The 18,387-nt window shown below is 67.5% G+C and carries 14 protein-coding genes; 10 read left to right on the plus strand and 4 right to left on the minus strand.

Annotated features, from left to right (window positions below; all coding sequences use genetic code 11):
* Nucleotides 1–34: 34 nt before the first annotated feature.
* The 8 genes from AC5IG3_RS15685 to AC5IG3_RS15720 all read left to right on the plus strand — a co-directional run bounded on the left by AC5IG3_RS15685 (nucleotide 35) and on the right by AC5IG3_RS15720 (nucleotide 7,591).
* Nucleotides 35–679: a HEAT repeat domain-containing protein gene (locus AC5IG3_RS15685; protein ID WP_491907226.1), complete on the plus strand. Its 645-nt coding sequence runs from the start codon at nucleotides 35–37 to the stop codon at nucleotides 677–679.
* On the plus strand, nucleotides 676–1,536 hold the full coding sequence (locus AC5IG3_RS15690) for a CheR family methyltransferase (RefSeq protein WP_491907227.1): 861 nt from the start codon (nucleotides 676–678) through the stop codon (nucleotides 1,534–1,536). The genes AC5IG3_RS15685 and AC5IG3_RS15690 overlap by 4 nt, the downstream gene beginning before the upstream one ends.
* Nucleotides 1,537–1,538: 2 nt before the next feature.
* Nucleotides 1,539–1,988 carry a response regulator gene (locus tag AC5IG3_RS15695; protein WP_491907228.1) on the plus strand — a complete coding sequence of 150 codons (450 nt, stop codon included), beginning with the start codon at nucleotides 1,539–1,541 and terminating at the stop codon, nucleotides 1,986–1,988.
* Nucleotides 1,985–4,354, plus strand: a complete 2,370-nt coding sequence (locus AC5IG3_RS15700; RefSeq protein WP_491907229.1) for a chemotaxis protein CheA — start codon at nucleotides 1,985–1,987, stop codon at nucleotides 4,352–4,354. The genes AC5IG3_RS15695 and AC5IG3_RS15700 overlap by 4 nt, the downstream gene beginning before the upstream one ends.
* Nucleotides 4,354–4,620, plus strand: a complete 267-nt coding sequence (locus tag AC5IG3_RS15705) for a hypothetical protein (protein ID WP_491907230.1) — start codon at nucleotides 4,354–4,356, stop codon at nucleotides 4,618–4,620. Before AC5IG3_RS15700 ends, AC5IG3_RS15705 begins: the two co-directional genes overlap by 1 nt.
* A 111-nt stretch (nucleotides 4,621–4,731) precedes the next feature.
* Nucleotides 4,732–5,862 (plus strand): chemotaxis-specific protein-glutamate methyltransferase CheB, encoded by a 1,131-nt coding sequence (cheB, locus tag AC5IG3_RS15710; RefSeq protein ID WP_491907231.1) that lies wholly within the window; start codon nucleotides 4,732–4,734, stop codon nucleotides 5,860–5,862.
* Nucleotides 5,863–5,910: 48 nt separating this feature from the next.
* Nucleotides 5,911–6,276, plus strand: a complete 366-nt coding sequence (locus AC5IG3_RS15715; RefSeq protein WP_491907232.1) for a response regulator — start codon at nucleotides 5,911–5,913, stop codon at nucleotides 6,274–6,276.
* Between the two features lie 556 nt (nucleotides 6,277–6,832).
* Nucleotides 6,833–7,591: a methyl-accepting chemotaxis protein gene (locus tag AC5IG3_RS15720; RefSeq protein WP_491907589.1), complete on the plus strand. Its 759-nt coding sequence runs from the start codon at nucleotides 6,833–6,835 to the stop codon at nucleotides 7,589–7,591.
* 44 nt (nucleotides 7,592–7,635) lie between these two features.
* Here AC5IG3_RS15720 and hrpA read toward each other — a convergent pair whose 3' ends face one another.
* Together hrpA and AC5IG3_RS15730 are read right to left on the minus strand one after the other, a co-directional pair.
* A complete protein-coding gene (gene hrpA / locus AC5IG3_RS15725) occupies nucleotides 7,636–11,625 on the minus strand; it encodes an ATP-dependent RNA helicase HrpA (RefSeq protein ID WP_491907233.1) in 3,990 nt (1,329 codons plus the stop codon).
* Nucleotides 11,626–11,663: 38 nt separating this feature from the next.
* Entirely contained in the window at nucleotides 11,664–12,074 is a 411-nt protein-coding gene (locus tag AC5IG3_RS15730) for a VOC family protein (protein ID WP_491907234.1), read from the minus strand.
* A gap of 126 nt (nucleotides 12,075–12,200) precedes the next feature.
* Here AC5IG3_RS15730 and argA point away from each other — a divergent pair, with 126 nt between their 5' ends.
* Together argA and AC5IG3_RS15740 are read left to right on the plus strand one after the other, a co-directional pair.
* Nucleotides 12,201–13,541 (plus strand): amino-acid N-acetyltransferase, encoded by a 1,341-nt coding sequence (gene argA / locus AC5IG3_RS15735; RefSeq protein ID WP_491907235.1) that lies wholly within the window; start codon nucleotides 12,201–12,203, stop codon nucleotides 13,539–13,541.
* A 71-nt stretch (nucleotides 13,542–13,612) separates the two neighbouring features.
* Complete coding sequence (locus AC5IG3_RS15740) at nucleotides 13,613–13,885, plus strand: oxidative damage protection protein (protein ID WP_491907236.1); 273 nt, start codon at nucleotides 13,613–13,615, stop codon at nucleotides 13,883–13,885.
* 199 nt (nucleotides 13,886–14,084) lie between these two features.
* Here AC5IG3_RS15740 and AC5IG3_RS15745 read toward each other — a convergent pair whose 3' ends face one another.
* Both AC5IG3_RS15745 and AC5IG3_RS15750 read right to left on the minus strand, forming a co-directional pair.
* The gene (locus AC5IG3_RS15745) at nucleotides 14,085–14,708 is read right to left on the minus strand and encodes a DUF4376 domain-containing protein (RefSeq protein WP_491907237.1); all 624 of its coding nucleotides are present in this window, start codon (nucleotides 14,706–14,708) and stop codon (nucleotides 14,085–14,087) included.
* On the minus strand, nucleotides 14,705–18,385 hold the full coding sequence (locus AC5IG3_RS15750) for a phage tail protein (protein ID WP_491907238.1): 3,681 nt from the start codon (nucleotides 18,383–18,385) through the stop codon (nucleotides 14,705–14,707). The genes AC5IG3_RS15745 and AC5IG3_RS15750 overlap by 4 nt, the downstream gene beginning before the upstream one ends.
* Between the last annotated feature and the right edge of the window lie 2 nt (nucleotides 18,386–18,387).

The raw sequence follows: 18,387 nt of genomic DNA on the forward strand, positions 1-18,387 counted from the left end.
GGTCAGGACTTTTTCGATCCAACCGAGGCCTGTCATGGGACTGATCAAAGCCAACGAAGCCGCCGCACTGCACCCCGTCATCGGGCGGGAGTACCCGCGCGACGCACGCGGCCTGCTGGCGCAACTGCAGGACGCCGATCCTGAGGTGCGCCGCTGGGCAGCACGCGACCTGGCGCAGTGCCAGGAAGCTGGCGAGGCCACCGCAGTGACCGTGACGCTCGGCAAGGTGCTGGCGCGCGAGGCCGACGCCAGCGTGCGCGAGGCGCTGTTCACCAGCCTGTGCATGCTCGGCGGCACGGCGGCCGTGGACGCCTTCCTGCCGCTGCTGCGCAGCGAGGACGCCGCGCTGCGCAACGGCGCCATCGAGGGCCTGGCCTGCCTGCCCGACGTGGTCGGCCCGCGCATCAGTGCGCTGCTGCAGGACCCCGACACCGATGTGCGCATCTTCACCGTCAACCTGCTGGGCTTTCTGCGCCACCCGCAGGTGGGCGCCTGGCTGGGCCAGGTGCTGGACAAGGAAAGCGCGGTGAACGTGGTGGGCGCGGCGGTGGAGGTGCTCACCGAAGTGGGCACGCCCGCACATCTGGCCGCGCTCGACGCCGCCGCGGCGCGCTTTGCCAGCGACCCGTTCATCACCTTCGCCATCGAACTCGCCCGCACCCGAATCGAGGCGGCATGAGATCGGCCGCGCTCCAGCCCATCGCCATCAGCGATGCGGACTTCCTGAAGTTCCGGGAGTTTTTCTACCGCAAGACCGGCATCCACTTCGACGAGAGCAAGCGCTACTTCGTCGACAAGCGGCTGGTCGAGCGCATCGAGGCCACCGGCAGCGAGACCTTCCGCAACTACTTCGTCGCACTGCGCTTCGAGGCCCGGGGCGAAGAGCTGCAGCAGCTCGTCAACCTGATGACGGTCAACGAGACCTACTTCTTCCGCGAGGCCTACCAGTTCGACTGCCTGGTCAACGACCTGATGAACGAGGTCGCCAAGCGCAAGCGCCCGGGCCAGCGCATCCGCATCTGGTCGGTGCCGTCGTCGACCGGCGAGGAGCCGTACTCGATCGCCATCTACCTGCTCGAGCGCTGGGCCAAGATCAACGACTACGAGGTCGAGATCCTGTCCTCGGACATCGACACCAACGTGCTGGCCGCCGCGCAGCGCGGCGTGTACTCGCAGCGCTCGGTCTCCAACCTGCCCAAGGCCTACCTGGACAAGTACTTCACGCGGCTCAACGAGCACGAGTGGAAGATCAGCCGCGAGCTGGTCGAGTCGGTCGAGTTCAGCCACGTCAACCTGACCGAGCCGGGCCTGACACGCCGCTTCCGCGACATCGACGTGATCTTCTGCCGCAACCTGCTGATCTACTTCGACGACCTCAGCCGCCGCGTGGCCGCCGAGGCCATGTTCGATGCGCTCACCCCCGGCGGCTTCATCTGCCTGGGCCACTCGGAATCGATGAGCCGCATCTCGTCGCTCTACCAGGTACGGCGTTTTGCCGACGCCATGGTGTACCAAAAGCCGCGCACGGAAGGCTGACCATGAATCAACCCAAACACATTCTGATCATCGACGACGCGGCCACCGTTCGCATGTACCACCGCAAGATCCTGAGCGACGCGGGCTGGCAGGTCGACGAGGCCATCAACGGCATCGAGGCGCTGGAGAAAGTCGCCCGCCAGCCGCTGGAGACGCCGTTTGACCTCTACGTCTGCGACATCAACATGCCCAAGATGGACGGCTACAGCTTCGTGCGCGAACTGCGCCAGCTGAACCAGGTGCGGCAGGCGCCGGTGATGATGGTCTCGACCGAATCGCAGACCAAGGACGCCACCGCCGCCTACGAGGCCGGCGCCAACACCTACCTCATCAAGCCGGCGCGCCCGGCCGAGCTGGTGCTGACCGCCGCGCTGCTGCTGGGCGACACCGCCGCCGCTGCCAAAGCCGCCACGCAGGCGCTCACCCAAACTGCCAAAGGGGCCCGTGAATGAATTCGACTGAACTGCTCGACCAGTTTGTGGTCGAGGCGCGCGAGTGCCTCGAGCAGATCGGCCAGCGGCTGCTGGAGGTCGAGCGCAGCCCGACCGACACCGCGCTGCTCAACGACCTGTTCCGCCTGGTCCACACGCTCAAGGGCAACTGCGGGCTGTTCGAGTTCAAGGCGCTGGAGCGCGTGGTGCACGCCGGTGAAGACCTGCTCGACCGCGTGCGCAGCCAGACCCTGCCCTACAGCAACGACATGGCTGACGTGCTGCTCGACGCGATGGACTTCACCGCCGAACTGGTCGACCAGATCGACGCCAGCGGCCACATCGACCCTGCCGCCGACGGACGCTCGCAAGCCCTGGCCCAGGCGCTGCGCGAGCATCTGGAGCCGATGCATGGCGTGGGTGTCACGCCGTCCGCACCACAGGCCGCCGCAGCCCAGGCCACTGCACCGGTGATCGCGCCCGTGATCGCCGCGCCCGCCTGGCTCGCCCGCTTGCCTGCGGCCCTGCTGGCCCAGCGCCCGGACGCCGTGGCGGTGCGCTACACGCCCGAGCCGGAATGCTTCTTCAAGGGCGAAGACCCCTGGCGCATGGCGCAGCTGACGCCCGGCCTGCTCGACCTGGTCGTGCAGCCGCTGGAGGCCTGGCCGGCCGGCAGCGACCTGGACTGCTACCGCTGCAACCTCGATCTGGTGATGCTCAGCAGCGCGCCCAAGGCCTATGTGGAAGAGCACTTCCGCTACGTGCCTGAACAGGTCGAGCTGTGGGACCTGGGCGAAGCGGCCGAGCGCGCTGCGCCGGCCGCATCTGCCCCGGCGACATCGGCCGGGCCTGAGCTGGCCGTGCCGCAGCCGCCCGCGCCGGCCCGTGCGTCGATGGTCGACCTGATCCGCCAGCGCGCCCAGGCGCTCTGGAACGATCAGCACGCCATGCTGCAGCGGCCGCAACTGCCGGCCGGCGCGCTGGCCGCCGTGCGCGTGGCGCTGCAGTCGCTGCTGCAGGTTTGCACGCAACCGGCCAGCCTGCAGGTGCTGGATGCGCTGCCGGCCGACGCCAGCGTGGCGCTGCTGCTGAACTTCATGCAGCAGCACGGCCCGCAAGGCGCGCTCGAAGCGCAAACGCCCGAGCAAACCGCGCAGGCGCACCCGGCGGGCGACACCGCCAAGCGCGGCGACGACAACTCGCCCGAGCGCCACGGCAAGGTGCTCAAGGTCACGCAGGAAAAGATCGACCGCCTGATGGACCTGATCGGCGAGATGGTGGTGGCCAAGAACGCCCTGCCCTACCTGGCCACCCGCGCCGAACAGGTGTTCGGCCAGCGGGAACTCTCGCGCGAGATCAAGGCGCAGTACGCCGTCATCAACCGCATTGCCGAGGACATGCAGCACGCCGTCATGCAGGTGCGCATGATGCCCGTGGGCGTGGTGTTCCAGCGCTTCTCGCGGCTGGTGCGCGACATCTCGCGCAAGCTCGGCAAGGACGTGCAGTTGGTGCTCGAAGGCGAAGAGACCGAGGCCGACAAGAACGTCATCGAAGCCCTGGCCGACCCGCTGATCCACATCGTGCGCAACAGCCTCGACCACGGCATCGAGTCGCCCGAGGCGCGCCGCGCCGCCGGCAAGCCGGTGCAGGGCACCATCCGCATCCGCGCGCAACAGGAATCCGACCGCGTCATCATCGAGATCACCGACGACGGCGCCGGCATCAACACCGACCGCGTGCGCGCCAAGGCGGTCGAGCGCGGCCTGATTCCCGCCGACAAGGCCAGCACGCTGAGCGAGCAGGACGCGGTGCAGCTGATCTTCCTGCCCGGCTTCTCGACCAACGACACCATCTCCGACCTGTCGGGCCGGGGCGTGGGCATGGACGTGGTGCGCTCGGCGGTGGAGCGCATCAACGGCCAGGTCAGCCTCAGCAGCGTGGCCGGCCAGGGCGCGACCATCCGGCTGTCGCTGCCGCTGTCGATGGCGGTCACCAACGTCATGATCATCGAGACCGCCGGGCGCCGCTTCGGCGTGCCGATGGACATGATCGTCGAGACCGTGCGCGTGCACGGCGACGACATCCACCGCTTCAAGCAGGCCGCCACCACCGTGCTGCGCAACCGCATCGTGCCGCTGCGCCCGCTCAACCAGCTGCTGTCGCTGACCGAAGGCCCGCGCCTGAACGACGACGGCGAATACGCCGTGCTGGTGGTGCGACTGCTGGGAGAGAACGTCGGCCTGATGGTCGACGACTTCCACGGCGCCAGCGACATCATCCTGAAACCGCTCGAAGGCGTGCTCGCCGGCCTGACCGGCTTTGCCGGCACCGCGCTGATGGGCGACGGCAGCGTGCTGATGGTGCTCAACCCCAAGGAGCTGATCTGATGGGCATCCGATACCTCAAGACCTACGCCGCGCTCGAAGGCCAGGTCACCGCCGAAGACGCCGAGACCCTGCAGCACTGGCTGCTGGCACAGCCGCACCCCAAGGTGCATCTGGCCAAGTGCGAGCACATGCACGCCGCCGCGCTGCAGGTGCTGATGGCATTGCGCCCGGCGCTGGCCAGCGCGGCGGCCGCGCCGACCGACCCGTGGCTGGCGGGTGCCCTGGGGCTGACGCCTGCCCAGGCGCCCGGGCCGAATTCGCGCTGAATTGACGCTGAATTCATCCAGCGTCAATTCAGCACTCAAGTTGTATTCACACCAGCCGATGACGTGAATGTCACCGGTTGTATCTGACCGCTTTCATCTTCCGAGGGGTTCATGGGTTCTTGCAAGGTCATGGTGGTGGACGACTCCGCGCTGATGCGCCGTCTGCTGACCCAACTGCTGAACAACGCCGGCCACCAGGTCATGAGCGCACGCAACGGCCGCGAGGCGGTCGAGACGCTGGTCTCCTGGCAGCCCGACGTGGTGACGCTCGACATCAACATGCCCGAGATGGACGGGCTGACCGCGCTGTCGCTCATCATGGCGACGCGGCCCACGCCGGTGATCATGGTGTCGTCGCTGACCGAGAAAGGCGCGCTCGCCACGCTGGAGGCGCTCGCGCTCGGCGCGGTCGACTTCATCGCCAAGCCGGGCGGCACGATCTCGCTGTCGATCGACGCCATCGAGACCCAGCTGCTCGACAAGGTGCGCGCCGCCCAGCGCGCCCGCATGCGGCCGGTGCGCGTGGCAGGTGCCGCTGCGCCCGCGCCGGTGGCCAAACCCCGCATCACGCCACCGCCGCCGTCCGCGCCGCGCACGTTCGGCGCCGTGGCCGCCAGCAGTGCGCGCCCAGCCGGCATGCCGTCGGCCGGGCTGACGCGCGCGGGCGACATCACCAAGGTCGTGCTGATCGGCGTGTCCACCGGCGGGCCGCGCACGCTCGAAGACATCCTGCCGGTGCTGCCGGCCGATTTCCCGTGGCCGGTGGTGGTGGCGCAGCACATGCCAGCCAACTTCACCGGCACGTTTGCCGAGCGGCTCAACCAGCAGTGCCCGCTGACGGTGCGCGAGGTCTCGCAGGCCATGCCGCTGGAGCGCGGCCACGTCTACGTGGGCCGGGGCGGCCACGATGTGGTGATCGTCGAGCGCCTCGGGCGCCTGGTGGTCACGCTCAAGCCCGAATCGCCCGAACACCTCTGGCACCCGAGCGTCGACGTGATGGTCGAGAGCGCCATGGCCGTGCTGCCGCCGGACCGCATCGTCGGCGTGCAGCTCACCGGCATGGGCTATGACGGCGCCAAGGCCATGACCACGCTGCACCAGCGCGGCGGCAGGACGATTGCCGAATCCAAGGACACCGCCGTGGTCTTCGGCATGCCGATGGAGCTGATCGAGCGCGGCGGCGCCAGCGTCGTGCTGCCCTGCCACCAGGTGGCCGACCAATTGCTGCGGTGGGCGCGCTGAAGTCCCCGAATCACCTGAATCTCTGCTGAATTTCTCCCAAGGAAAACCATGAAAACCGTCTTTATCGTCGATGACTCGGCCACCATGCTCATGAGCCTCAAGAGCAGCCTGCAGATCTCGGGCTTCAAGGTCGAGACCGCGTCGGACGGCAGCCAGGCGCTGGCCAAGCTCAAGGGGGGCTTCAAGCCCGACCTGATCATCACGGACATCAACATGCCCAACATGGACGGGCTGGAGCTGATCAGGAACGCCCGCCAGCTGCTGCGCTTCACGCCCATCCTGGCGCTCACCACCGAAAGCCAGCAGGGCAAGCGCGACGAGGCCAAGAAGCTCGGCGCCACCGGCTGGCTGGTCAAGCCGGTGGGCGGCGCCGATCTGGTCAAGGTCATCAAGCAAGTCCTGCCGGGCGCCTGAGCAGAAAGAGCTTTCATGCAAGACCCTGAAACACCTGCCGACCTGGCCACCGACCGCGTGGCCGAGAGCCATGCCATCGAGGCGCGCTACCGGCGAAAAATCCGGCTCAACCGCCTGACGCATCGCGCGCTGGTGCTCGCCTGCGGCGCTGCGGTGTCGTGGGGCATGCACGGGCTGGACCCGCTCAGCTGGTCGGCCCACGCGGCCTGGGGCACGCTGGCCGGCATGCTGTTCGCGCTGGCGGCCATGGAAGTGCGCTTTGGCAAGCGCGTGCAGCATGAAGATGTGCCGCAGCTGCTGACGCAGGAACTGGCGATGCTGGAGCAGTGCTTCACCATCCTGCGCAAGCAGGTGAGCGTGACGATCAAGAGCTCGGAGACCGCGGTGCTCGACGTGGTCGGGCGACTCGACAACGTCCACCAGCTCAGCCACTCGCTGCACCAGGAGGTGGTGAACGCGGTGAGTCACTCGCAGGATCTGTCCGCCGACTCGCTGACCGACCGCCAGCCGCAACAGCGCGGCGCTGGAAACGCTGGAGCGCACGCAGGCCGAGTTCCTGCAGGCACGCCAGGAGAACCAGCAGCGCATCGGCGCCGTGGCGGACCAGGTGCGCCAGCTGACGCCGCTGGCCGCGCTGATCTCGGACATCTCTCGCCAGACCAATCTGCTGGCCATCAACGCCGCGATCGAGGCCGCCCGCGCCGGGCCGGAAGGCGCCGGCTTCAAGGTGGTGGCCGCCGAAGTGCGCCGCCTCTCCGCCCAGACCGACGAGGCCGCCCGCCAGATCTCGCAAGGCATCTTGACGGTGGCGCAAAGCATCGACACCGAGCTGGTGACCGCCAACCGCATCGACACCGAACAAGGCGCTGAAAAGCTCGCCGAGCTGACGCAGACCGTGGTGCAGATGATCGACAAGCTCGCCCAGGTCGTGCCCTATCTGAGCAACCTGTCCAAGGACATGCAGGTGGGCATGGACACGGTCTCCAGCGACATCGTCGCCGCGCTGGGCCACATGCAGTTCCAGGACATCAACCGCCAGCTGCTGGAGCAGGTGGAAGTGGCGCTCGACAGCCTGTCCGCGCACGCCTCGGCGCTCTACGCCGTGGTGGGGCACAACGCACCACCGCCACCGCAGCAGCTGCGCGACCTGATGGCGCGCTGGAGCAGCAACTACGTCATGCACGAGCAGCGCCTGGCGCATGACGAAACCATGGGCCGCCGCAGCCCGTCCGGCGTGCCGGCAGCCGTGATGGCCACGGCCACGCTGCAACTGGATGAGTCGGTCGGCAGCGGGCCGCGCATCGAGCTGTTCTGAGGGCTGAGGCGCGCAAGCCCTCGCCTCTCCTCAGATCGCTCCCGTCAGCCCGTCATCTGCGCCCAGAGCTTGTCGAGCCGCTTGACGCTGACCGGCTGCGGCGTGCGCAGCTCCTGCGCGAAGAAGCTCACGCGCAACTCCTCCAGCAGCCAGCGGTATTCGTCCAGCCGCGCATCGGTCGTGCCTTTCAGATCGGCCAGCCGGCGCAGGTAGCGCTGCTCCAGCGGGCGCAGCTCGGCCAGCTTGGCGGCGTCGCGCGCGGCATCCACGCGCCACTTGTCCAGCCGCAGCGTGATGCCCTTGAGGTAGCGCGGCAGGTGCTGCAGCGCCGCCCACGGCGTCTGCACCACGAAGCGCTTGGGCACCAGGCGCTGCAGCTGCGCGGTGATGTCGTCGGCGGTTTCCTTGTTGGCGCGGCTGTCTTTCAACTTGCGCAGCGCGGCGGCGTAGTCGATCAGCACCACGCCGGCGCTGCGCGCCACTTCCTGCGCGATCAGGTTGAGGCGGGCGCGGCCTTCGCTGATGCGGCGCTCGAAGCTGGCCGCGTCGGTGGGCAGCGGCTCGGCCAGAAAGGCGCGGTCAAGCGCAACGTCGATGATCTGCGCCCGCAACTCCTCGGCCGTGCCCAGCGGCATGTAGGTCACCGCCATCTTCAGCAGGTCCGGGATGTTCTTCTCAAGGTACTTGAGCGGCTCCTTGATCTGCAGCGCCACCAGCCGGCGCAGGCCGGCGCGGTGCTTGGCGGCGGCGGCGCCGGGCTCATCGAAGACCTCGATCTCGACGTGCGTGCCGCGGTCGATCAGCGCCGGAAAGCCGATCAGCGTCTGGCCGGCCTTGCGGATTTCCATCAGCTCGGGCAACTCGCCGAAGGTCCAGGCGGTGTAGGCCGCAGCGGGCGTGTCCGGCACGGCTGCGGCGGTCGGCGTGGTCGTGCGACCTGAGGCGGACGGCTTGGCGGCGGGTGCAGATACAGCAGCAGGTGCCGCCGTGGTTGCCACCGTCGTTGCGACTTTCAGCGCCGCCAGCGCCTGGAACGCCGAGCGCGCCTGTCCGCCCAGCTCGGCTTTCAGCGTGGCCAGGTTGCGGCCCATGCCGAGCTGGCGGCCGTGCTCGTCGACGATGCGGAAGTTCATGAACAGGTGCGCGCTCAGCTGCTCGACCTTGAAGTCGTTGCGCTGCACGGCAATCTGGGTGTGCTCGCGCACCGCCTTGAGCAGCACGTCGAGCAGGTTGCCCTGCGCGAACGGCGCCAGCTCGCAGAACTCGGCCGCGTAGCCCGGCAGCGGCACCAGGCGCGAGCGCGGGCGCTGGTGCAGCGTCTTGCACAGCGCCAGCACCTTGGCTTCGAGCATGCCGGGCACCAGCCAGTCGCAGCGGTCGTCGTGGATCTGGTTGAGCACGTAGATCGGCACGGTGACGGTGACGCCGTCCTTGGCGTCGGTCGGGTCGTGCAGATAGGTCGCGGCGCAGTCGACGCCGCCCAGCCGCACAGTGCGCGGGAAGGCGTCGCTGGTGATGCCGGCGGCCTCGTGGCGCATCAGCTCGTCGCGGCTCAGGAACAGCAGGCGCGCGCCGCCCTTGCTGTCCGGGTGGGCGGTGGCGCGGCTGGCTTCGCGGTACCAGCGCTCGAAGCTCGCGCCGCTGACCACGTCGGCCGGCAGGTGCGAGTCGTAGTAGGCGTAGATCAGCTCGTCGTCGACCAGCACGTCCTGCCGGCGCGACTTGTGCTCCAGCTCCTCGACCTGGCGAATCATCTTCTGGTTGTGGGCGATGAAGGGCAGCTTGCTGTCCCACTCGCCGTTGACCAGCGCCTCGCGGATGAAGATGGCGCGCGCGGCCTTGGCATCCACCAGCCCGTAGTTCACGCGCCGATTGGCGTAGACCACGATGCCGTACAACGTGGCGCGCTCCAGCGCGATGACCTCGGCGGCCTTCTTCTCCCAGTGCGGCTCCAGCAGCTGGGTTTTCAGCAGGTGGCCGGCGATGCCGGGCAGCCACTGCGGCTCGATCGCCGCCAGGCCGCGCCCGAACAGCCGGGTGGTCTCGACCAGCTCGGCCGCCACCAGCCAGCGGCCGGGTTTCTTGCTCAGGTGCGCGCCGGGATGGCGCCAGAACTTGATGCCGCGGGCGCCGAGATACCACTCGTCGTCCTCGGACTTGAGGCCGAGGTTGCCCAGCAGGCCGGCCAGCATCGCCAGATGGACCTGCTCATAGGTGGCGGGCTTGCCGTTGAGGCGCCAGCCCTGCTCGGCCACCACGGTGTGCAGCTGGCTGTAGATGTCGCGCCACTCGCGCACCCGGCGCGGGCTGACGAAGCTCTCGCGCAGGCGCTGTTCCTGCTGGCGGTTGCTGAGCTTGTGGGCGGCGGCTGGGGTGGCAGTGGCAGATGAAGGCTCAGCATGCCCGCGCCCTTCCTCGATCCACTTCCACAGCTTCAGGTAACCCATGAATTCCGACTTCTCGTCGTCGAACTTCTTGTGCTTCTCGTCCGCCGCCTGCTGGGCTTCGAGCGGGCGGTCGCGCACGTCCTGCACGCTCAGGGCGCTGGCGATGATCAGCACCTCGTTGAGCGATTCGCGCGTGCGCGCTTCCAGGATCATGCGGCCCACGCGCGGGTCGAGCGGCAGTTTGGACAGCTCGCGGCCGATCGGCGTCAGCTCGTTGAGGTCGTCGACCGCGCCCAGCTCGCTCAGCAGCGCGTAGCCGTCGGTGATGGCCTTGCGCGGCGGCGCCTCCAGGAAGGGGAAGTCTTCCACCAGCCCCAGGTGCAGCGCCTTCATGCGCAGGATCACGCCGGCCAGCGAGCTGCGCAGGATCTCCGGATCGGTGAAACGCGGCCGGGCGGCGAATTCCTGCTCGGCATAGAGCCGGATGCAGATGCCATTGGCCACCCGCCCGCAGCGGCCGGCGCGCTGGTTGGCTGCGGCCTGGCTGATCGGCTCGACCAGCAGCTGCTCGACCTTGTTGCGGAAGCTGTAGCGCTTGACGCGCGCGGTGCCCACGTCGATGACGTAGCGGATGCCCGGCACGGTCAGCGAGGTCTCGGCCACGTTGGTGGCCAGCACGATGCGCTTGCCACCGCCGGTCTCGAAAACGGCGTCCTGCTCCTGCTGCGACAGGCGCGCGAACAGCGGCAGGATGTTGGCGTTGCGGTGCAGCGGCTGGTGGCTGAGGTGCTTGCGCAGATGGTCGGCCGCCTCGCGGATCTCGCGCTCTCCGGGCAGGAAGATCAGGATGTCGCCGCCGTTCATGCCGGTCCACAGCTCGTCGACCGCGTCGGCAATCGCGCTGTTGAGGTCGTAGTCGCGCGCCTCCTCGAACGGCCGCCAGCGCTGCTCGACCGGGAAGGTCCGGCCGCTGACCATGATCACCGGCGCCGGGCCCTTGGCGCCGGCGAAGTGCTGGGCGAAGCGGTCGGCGTCGATGGTGGCCGAGGTGACGACGATCTTCAGGTCCGGCCGGCGCGGCAGGATCTGGCGCAGGTAGCCGAGCAGGAAGTCGATGTTGAGGCTGCGCTCGTGCGCCTCGTCGATGATGAGCGTGTCGTAGGCCTTGAGCAGCGGATCGGTCTGCGTCTCGGCCAGCAGGATGCCGTCGGTCATCAGCTTGACGCTGGCGCCGGGCTGGAAGCGGTCCTGGAAACGCACCTTGTAGCCGACCACCTCGCCCAGCGGGCTCTTCAGCTCATCGGCAATGCGCTTGGCCACCGAGCTGGCGGCAATGCGGCGCGGCTGGGTGTGGCCGATCAGGCCATGGCCGCCGGCACCGGGGCCGCGCCCGAGCTGCAGCGCGATCTTGGGCAGCTGGGTGGTCTTGCCCGAGCCGGTCTCGCCGCAGACGATCACGACCTGGTGATCACGCATGGCCTGCGCGATCTCGTCGCGCCGGGCGCTGACGGGCAGGCCTTCGGGGAACTCGATCGGCGGGATCGGGTTGGCCGGGCGCCTTGAAGGGCCACGGTCAGCGCGGCGTTCAGGCTGGGGTTGACGGGCCGCTGCGGGGCGTGAGGGGGGGCTGGACGGGGTGTTCTGCACGGGGCCGCGATTATCCACGCCACCCCGCTGCGAGGGGGTCAAGCGCCCTGGCCGCCTTCACGCTCGTCGTATTCCATGACATTGAAGAAGGCGCCCTGCGGATCGCGCAGTACCGCCAGCCGGCCCACATCAGGCACTTCGTGCGGGCCGAAGACCCGCTGGCCGCCCAGCGCCAGGCATTCCCCCACCACCTCGTCGACGTTGTCCACCGTGATGTAGCAGCCCCAGTGCGGCGGCGGTGCATCGGCGCCTGCGGGCAACTGCATGATGCCGCCGACCGGCTCGTTGCCCACCTTGATGACCTGATAGATGCCGTCGGCCATGTGGGGCATCGGCATGGGCACCAGCGTCCAGTCGAACAGCTGGTGATAGAAGTTGGCGGCGCCCTTGGGGTTGGGTGTCATCAGCTCGCACCAGCTGAAAGCGCCGTGGGTCTTCATCGCATCCATGTCGGTCTCCTTCGGGTTGTGAGGGAGTTCCATCGTGCCCATGAGCTCCGCAAGCGTCAATCAAAAGGGCTGCGGCACAATCGCGACGCCCTGGCCTGACCGGGGCTGCTTTGCTACCCCGCGCCCATGAGCCTCGTCTTTCCTCACACCTTTGTGCCGCTGTTCCGTGCAGTGGCGCCTTACATCCACGCCTACCGGGGCAAGACCTTCGTGATCGGCATGGCCGGCGAGCTGATCGCCGCGGGCAAGCTCAATGCGTTCGCGCAGGATCTGTCGATCCTGCACGCCATGGGCATCAAGCTGGTGCTGGTGCATGGCTTCCGGCCACAGGTCAACGACCAGCTGAGCGCCAAGGGCCACCCGTCGCGCTTCAGCCACGGCAAGCGCATCACCGACGCGGTGGCGCTCGACTGCGCGCAGGAGGCCGCCGGCCAGCTGCGCTTCGAGATCGAAGCCGCCTTCTCCCAGGGCCTGCCGAACACGCCGATGGCCAACGCCACGGTGCGGGTGGTGTCGGGCAACTTCCTGACCGCGCGGCCGGTGGGCATCGTCGACGGCGTGGACTTCATGCACAGCGGCGTGGTGCGGCGGGTGGACGGCGCGACGATCCGGCGCGCCATCGACATCGGCGCACTGGTGCTGCTGTCGCCGTTCGGCTTCTCGCCCACGGGCGAGGCTTTCAACCTGAGCATGGAAGACGTCGCCACCAGCACCGCGATTGCGCTGCAGGCCGACAAGCTGCTGTTCCTGACCGAAGTCCCCGGCATCCGCGAACAGCTGGACGACGCGGAAAGCCCGATCGATACCGAACTCGCGCTGGCCGACGCCCGCCGCATGCTGGCGCAATTGCCGCAGCCCACCCAGCCGACCGACACCGCCTTTTATCTGCAGCATTGCGTCAAGGCCTGTGAAGGCGGGGTGGAACGCTCCCATATCCTGCCTTTTGCGGTGGACGGCTCGCTGCTGATGGAGGTATTTACCCACGACGGCATCGGCACCATGGTGGTCGACGAAAAACTCGAAAGCCTGCGCGAAGCCACCGCCGACGATGTGGGCGGCATTCTGCAGGTGATCGAGCCTTTCGAGCGCGACGGCACGCTGGTCAAACGCAGCCGCACGGAAATCGAGCGCGACGTCGGTTTCTACACCGTGATCGAGCACGACGGCGTCATATTCGGCTGCGCCGCGCTCTACCCTTACCCCGAGGCGCGCACCGCCGAAATGGCCGCGCTGACCATCTCGCCGCAGGTGCAAAGCCAGGGCGACGGCGAGCGCATCCTCAAGCGCATCGAACAACGTGCGCGGGCGCAGGGATTCGAGAGCATTTTCGTGCTCACCACCCGCACCATGCACTGGTTCATCAAGCGGGGTTTCCAGCCGGTCGACCCGGACTGGCTGCCCGAAGCCCGCAAACGCAAATACAACTGGGATCGGCGCTCGCAGGTCTTGGTCAAGAAACTGACCTGACGCCACGCCGGCTTTTGCGGCCACGGCGCCTGTCTTCGCAACATCAATCACCCTTCATCCGGAGTTAAACCATGGCACGTACCGTTCAATGCATCCTGCTCAAGAAAGAAGGCGATGGCCTCGACTTTGCGCCCTATCCCGGCGAACTCGGCAAGCGCATTTATGAGCAAGTCAGCAAGGAAGCCTGGCAGCAATGGCTCAAGCACCAGACCATGCTCGTGAATGAAAACCGCCTGAACCTGGCGGATGCCCGCGCGCGCCAATATCTGGCCCGCCAGATGGAGAACTACTTCTTCGGCAGCGGCGCCGACCAGCCCACCGGCTACGTGCCGCCGGCGGCCTGACCCCACCCGCACCACAAAGCCCTGAGCCAAAGCGCTGAGCGGCCTGCCCCGTCATCGGGCAGGCCGCTGTCGTTTGGAATGGACATTCAGGGAGAAAGAACCTGATGCCCCGCGCGAAAAACGCGGCCACTGAGTGAGATAAATGCGGGTAGTCGCACCTTGCAGCTACCGCAAGCAAATTGCGCTCAGTGAAAGTGGGTCAGCCGAGAGGGCTGGCCGATTGGGGCCAAGTGATCTGGTCAAGCTCTTGAGCTGTGGTTGCCGCGTCGATCTGAATGCGTAGCGCCTCGGCGCGAATGAAGGCATTGCCGAACTGTTGGACCTTGGCCATCTCCATGGCGACGAAGTCCTGGGCAGTCAGCTCGACCATCCTGTTGTCGATGCTCTTCCACGGGTAACTGAACGGCAGGCCGGCGGCGATGGCGCTCTTGCTGATGCTGATCAGCGGGCCGAGCCGGCGCTGGGCCGTGGTGCCGCCCTCGTAGGTGTTGCCAGCGTAGTCGAAGGGGGCGAACTCGACGGTGTCACGGGCGGCCTTGATGCGCTCCCATGCTGCGGCGCGATGTGCAGCGAGGGTTGGCACAGGTAGCCAGCGCTCGGCTGTTGCATCCCACACCCAGGTCTGCAGATCGTCGTCTGCAGGTGGCTGCGGGATGTAGGGCACGACTTCGCCAGTTTCGAGGTCTAGGCGACGGCAGTTGCGGTCGTGTGCGCCAGGGACTGCTGTGCAGCCTGTGGGCGTGTTGGCGTCGAGATGATCGGTAGGCCCGGAGTAGGTGCGTCCGACGAACAGCCCTGATGCATCACAAAATGAGTAAATCATCGCTTTAACACCTGAACTTTTAGGGACGCATCGGTGACGCTGAGGGCTCGGTCGGGGTCACTCAATTTGTTTGTCCGAAACTCAATCGAAGTTGACTGACCGGCAAGCAAGGCAAATTTTTGCGAGTGCGTCTCTTTCGATATGCCCTTGCCCTGCCCGCCCGGCGTCTCCGGCGTAAGAACGGTTTGAACTCGAAAGCGACCCAGCACGCTGGGCGTTGCGCTGCTGCGCAAATAGTCGAAGTGCACGCCCGAGCCGGTCGATGAGGTCAGGTAAACCCAAGAGAAAACGGCGCTGGCGGTTGCCACCAAGGTGCAATCTGCCGTGGCCGTGTAGTTGATAGAGGCCAGTACGGTGAAATTGGTCACCGTGTCATTGATGGTGCCGGCAGATATGTTGGTCGGCGTGAACGGCCCCGCATCGTCAACCTGAAACGTATCCGAGATCGCGCTGACAGCAATATCCCCAGTCTGGGCCTGGCCGCTGATGTTGACGCCGAAGGTGGCGCCGTTCGTGGCGTTGATGTCCCCCTCATACCGATCCGCATAGACGTACAGGTCCGCGACGGCCACCTCGGTGAACGACGGCGACGATGAGACCGGCGTGCCCTTGTGGTACGAGCCAATCACGACATCCAGTCCGGCACCGTTGGCGCCAACGTAGACCCGGACTACGCACGTCACCCAGACCGGAGCGGTCGATGTGGTGGATGCGATCTTGTATTCCGACGCATTCCACGAACTGCCGTCGGTCGCGGAAACCACAATACCCATGCCGGCGACGACGTAGAGCTTGAGCGACACGTTGTACCAGCCGGGCGCGCGTCCCGCCTGGTCGAACACGTGGTAGTAAACGTAGCTCGGCGCGACGGGCAACCTCACAACCACGCCAGTCGATCCGCCGCGCGGGTCAGCGAACCCGGTCGAAGCGATGACCCCACCCGACAGCGAGCCGGTAATGTTGGCCAGATTGCCCACGAACAGGTTGTCGCCGATGGCCGCGCTCTGGATGCTGGGCACCAGCTCGGAGTTGTAAATCTGCGCGTCTGCCGGTCGCCCACCCACCCCACTCCACGCCGCAGTGGTTCCCAGGCCCGCGCCGTCGACCAGTTGTGAGGTGTCGAACACGTAGTTCGCCGGCCCGTACCGCCCGACAGCGATCCAGTCGATGGCGAACTGATCCGCCGCCGTAGTGCCCAGGTCGAAGCGCAGGCGGGTGATGGCGTTGCTGGTCCAGTCGGCGCCGCCGGCCGTGAGCGCGGCCATGTCCCATTCCAGCACCACGTAGCCACTGGCGGCTGTGGTGGCGTCAGCGATGTACTTGGCAGCGAACTCGCTCCAGCCGTGGCCGGCGGTCTGGTAGTACAGGGCTCCCTGCCAGCCCGTGCCGCTCAAGCGCTTGATGCGGGCGCGCACCTTGTCGTAACGGGCGCCGTCCAGGGCGATGACAGGGCTGGCGAAGTAAGGGTCGTTGCCTGTCGCGGCAACGATCAGCGCGTTGGTGTCAGGCGTGAACGTGACTTGGCTGGTGGCCTCAAAGCCGTTGGCTGAGCCGGTGAAATCCCAGACCTGGACGGCGCTGAACTGTCCCGCCACGTCGGTGCCCTCGACCGTGTGCAGCACGTAGGCCCACGCACCGGCCTTGCCCACCGATGAGCGGGGGCGCACGCGCACCTCGTAGAGCGCGCCGTTGACCACGGGCGCCAGGGTGGCGGATGTGCTGCTGCCGGCGACGGGGGCGGCCGTGGACCAGTCGAGGGTGGCGCCACTCGCATCCAGGCGTCGGTAGTCGATCTCGACCGTGCCGCCGCCATCGCTGACGTAGGCGCTGCTGCTGGCCGCCCACGTGAGGTTGATGCGGTTGATGACCGAGCCGTCTGCCGCCTGCTGGCCGCTGCTGCTGGCGCTCAGCCCCGTCAACACCGACGGCACGGCGAACGGGCTGGGCAGCGTGGTGTTGGCGGTGAAATCCACCACCGTGGCGTCGCCCGGCACCCAGTCCCAGATCGCGCTGGCGGTTTCCTGCAGCACCAGGCCGACTTGCATCGTCTGCGGGTCCAGGCTGCGGCTCAACACAGTGAAGAGCTTGCCCGACCAGCCGTAGCGCCCGAGCGTGAGCGCCACGGTGTCGGACGGCGACAGGTCGTAGGCCTTGAGGCTGCAACTGAGTTGCACGGTGAGCGCGTTGCGGCGCTGCAGCAGCTCAATGCGCGCCAGGCGCTGGACGCGGATGCTGCCCTGCACCAGCTCGTATTGCACGTCAAGCGGCAGGTCCAGCCCATCGGCAGCGAGTGCGGTGCTGCTGGCTACGGGCGGGGCCTCAACCTCGGTGTACCCCTTTGACGGCTCGCTGTAGCGGGCGGTGACGCGGTTGATCAGCTCCGTGCGCGGCGCGAACGGGCGGATCACGGGGGGCGCATCGCCCAGCATGGACTCGGTGATGGTGAGCGTCGCGGCCCGGTGGGCGCCGGCCCGGATCAGCCAGCGGCCTTGCGTCCAGACGCAGCCGCCGGCCATGGCCTCGGTCAGCATGTCCAGGTGCACGCCGGGCGTGGCGTCGGTGCCGAGCACGCCGTTGCAGGTGTAGCGGGTCTCACTGGTGATGAGCGGCGTTGTGGTGACGGTCACCGCCTGGTCGCACACATCGGCGGCCGCGCTGATCTCGGCGGCAGGCAGCTGGGCCGCCGTGGCGTCGCGGTAGGTGGCGAGGTAGTCGCGCAGGCAGAGCGCGGCGTTGTCGGTCCAGACGCTCAGGCCGGTGCGGGTGTCGAGCACGCGGCGCCCGCGCACCACGGCGCTGATGTTGGGCAGGCCGGTCTGCCCGAACACGTCCTGGTTGAATTCAAGGCGCACGTACAGCGCGGTAATGCCGCGCAACAGGTGGCTGCCGGCGCTCCACTTGCCGCCGGACTCGGTCACCAGTTCCGGGAAGGGTTGCCCCACCGTGCCACCCAGCCACTTGCGCACCCGCACCAGGGGCGTGCCGGTGGCGGCCTCATAAGTGCAGACGATGGTGGTGGGTTGCGCCCCACCGCTGCCGCCGGATTCAGCCAGCGCGGTTTGGCCGGTGGGGATGGTGATGGTGTTGCCGCTGACGGTGTAGTTGACCGCCTGCGCCCGTGAGCCGCTGCGCACGTTGTAGAGCACGCCGACGCTGACGATGCGGCCCAGCGTTTCATTGGCGCCCAGCGCCAGGGCGATGGTCTTGGCACTGGTGGGAGGCCAGACGCTGCCGGACGGCGTTGACGCGCTGCGGCTGTCGCTGCGGCCGGCGAAGAAATCGCCCGAGCGGACGAAGCCGTCAGTCCCTTCGGCCGGCAGCACGGTGTCGTTGAGATAAACGCTCTCGATGCCGTCGCTCTCATGCCCGGAGAGCGCAACGACCAGGTGCAGGAACTGCTGCTTGTCGCCCGAGGAGTGCGCGAACAGGATCGGCCCGGACACCCGTGCGCGGCCGTAGATGATCGAGCGCACAGCGGTGGCGCTCTTGATCATCTGGAAGCGGTCTTTGAGCGATTCGTTGTACTTGCTGCGGGCCTTGTTGCGTGCGCTGCGGGCCGCTTGGCTGCTGGCCTCGTAACTGAGCAGCGCTGCAGCGATCTGGAATTGCCCAGTTGCAACGGCAACAGCCGCGCCGACAATCCGCAGGCCTGTCCGAATATCACCCCAAATGCTCATGT

Origin of the sequence: Leptothrix sp. (in: b-proteobacteria) (assembly GCF_965250675.1) — a bacterium.
Classification (GTDB): Bacteria; Pseudomonadota; Gammaproteobacteria; order Burkholderiales; family Burkholderiaceae_C; genus Sphaerotilus.

Excerpts from the sequence above, each read along its gene's own strand:
- AC5IG3_RS15685 (WP_491907226.1), top strand. The coding sequence starts at position 35 with ATGGGACTGATCAAAGCCAACGAAGCCGCCGCACTGCACCCCGTCATC.
- AC5IG3_RS15690 (WP_491907227.1), top strand. The coding sequence starts at position 676 with ATGAGATCGGCCGCGCTCCAGCCCATCGCCATCAGCGATGCGGACTTC.
- AC5IG3_RS15695 (WP_491907228.1), top strand. The coding sequence starts at position 1,539 with ATGAATCAACCCAAACACATTCTGATCATCGACGACGCGGCCACCGTT.
- AC5IG3_RS15700 (WP_491907229.1), top strand. The coding sequence starts at position 1,985 with ATGAATTCGACTGAACTGCTCGACCAGTTTGTGGTCGAGGCGCGCGAG.
- AC5IG3_RS15705 (WP_491907230.1), top strand. The coding sequence starts at position 4,354 with ATGGGCATCCGATACCTCAAGACCTACGCCGCGCTCGAAGGCCAGGTC.
- cheB (WP_491907231.1), top strand. The coding sequence starts at position 4,732 with ATGGGTTCTTGCAAGGTCATGGTGGTGGACGACTCCGCGCTGATGCGC.
- AC5IG3_RS15715 (WP_491907232.1), top strand. The coding sequence starts at position 5,911 with ATGAAAACCGTCTTTATCGTCGATGACTCGGCCACCATGCTCATGAGC.
- AC5IG3_RS15730 (WP_491907234.1), bottom strand. The coding sequence starts at position 12,074 with ATGGATGCGATGAAGACCCACGGCGCTTTCAGCTGGTGCGAGCTGATG.
- argA (WP_491907235.1), top strand. The coding sequence starts at position 12,201 with ATGAGCCTCGTCTTTCCTCACACCTTTGTGCCGCTGTTCCGTGCAGTG.
- AC5IG3_RS15740 (WP_491907236.1), top strand. The coding sequence starts at position 13,613 with ATGGCACGTACCGTTCAATGCATCCTGCTCAAGAAAGAAGGCGATGGC.
- AC5IG3_RS15745 (WP_491907237.1), bottom strand. The coding sequence starts at position 14,708 with ATGATTTACTCATTTTGTGATGCATCAGGGCTGTTCGTCGGACGCACC.
- AC5IG3_RS15750 (WP_491907238.1), bottom strand. The coding sequence starts at position 18,385 with ATGAGCATTTGGGGTGATATTCGGACAGGCCTGCGGATTGTCGGCGCG.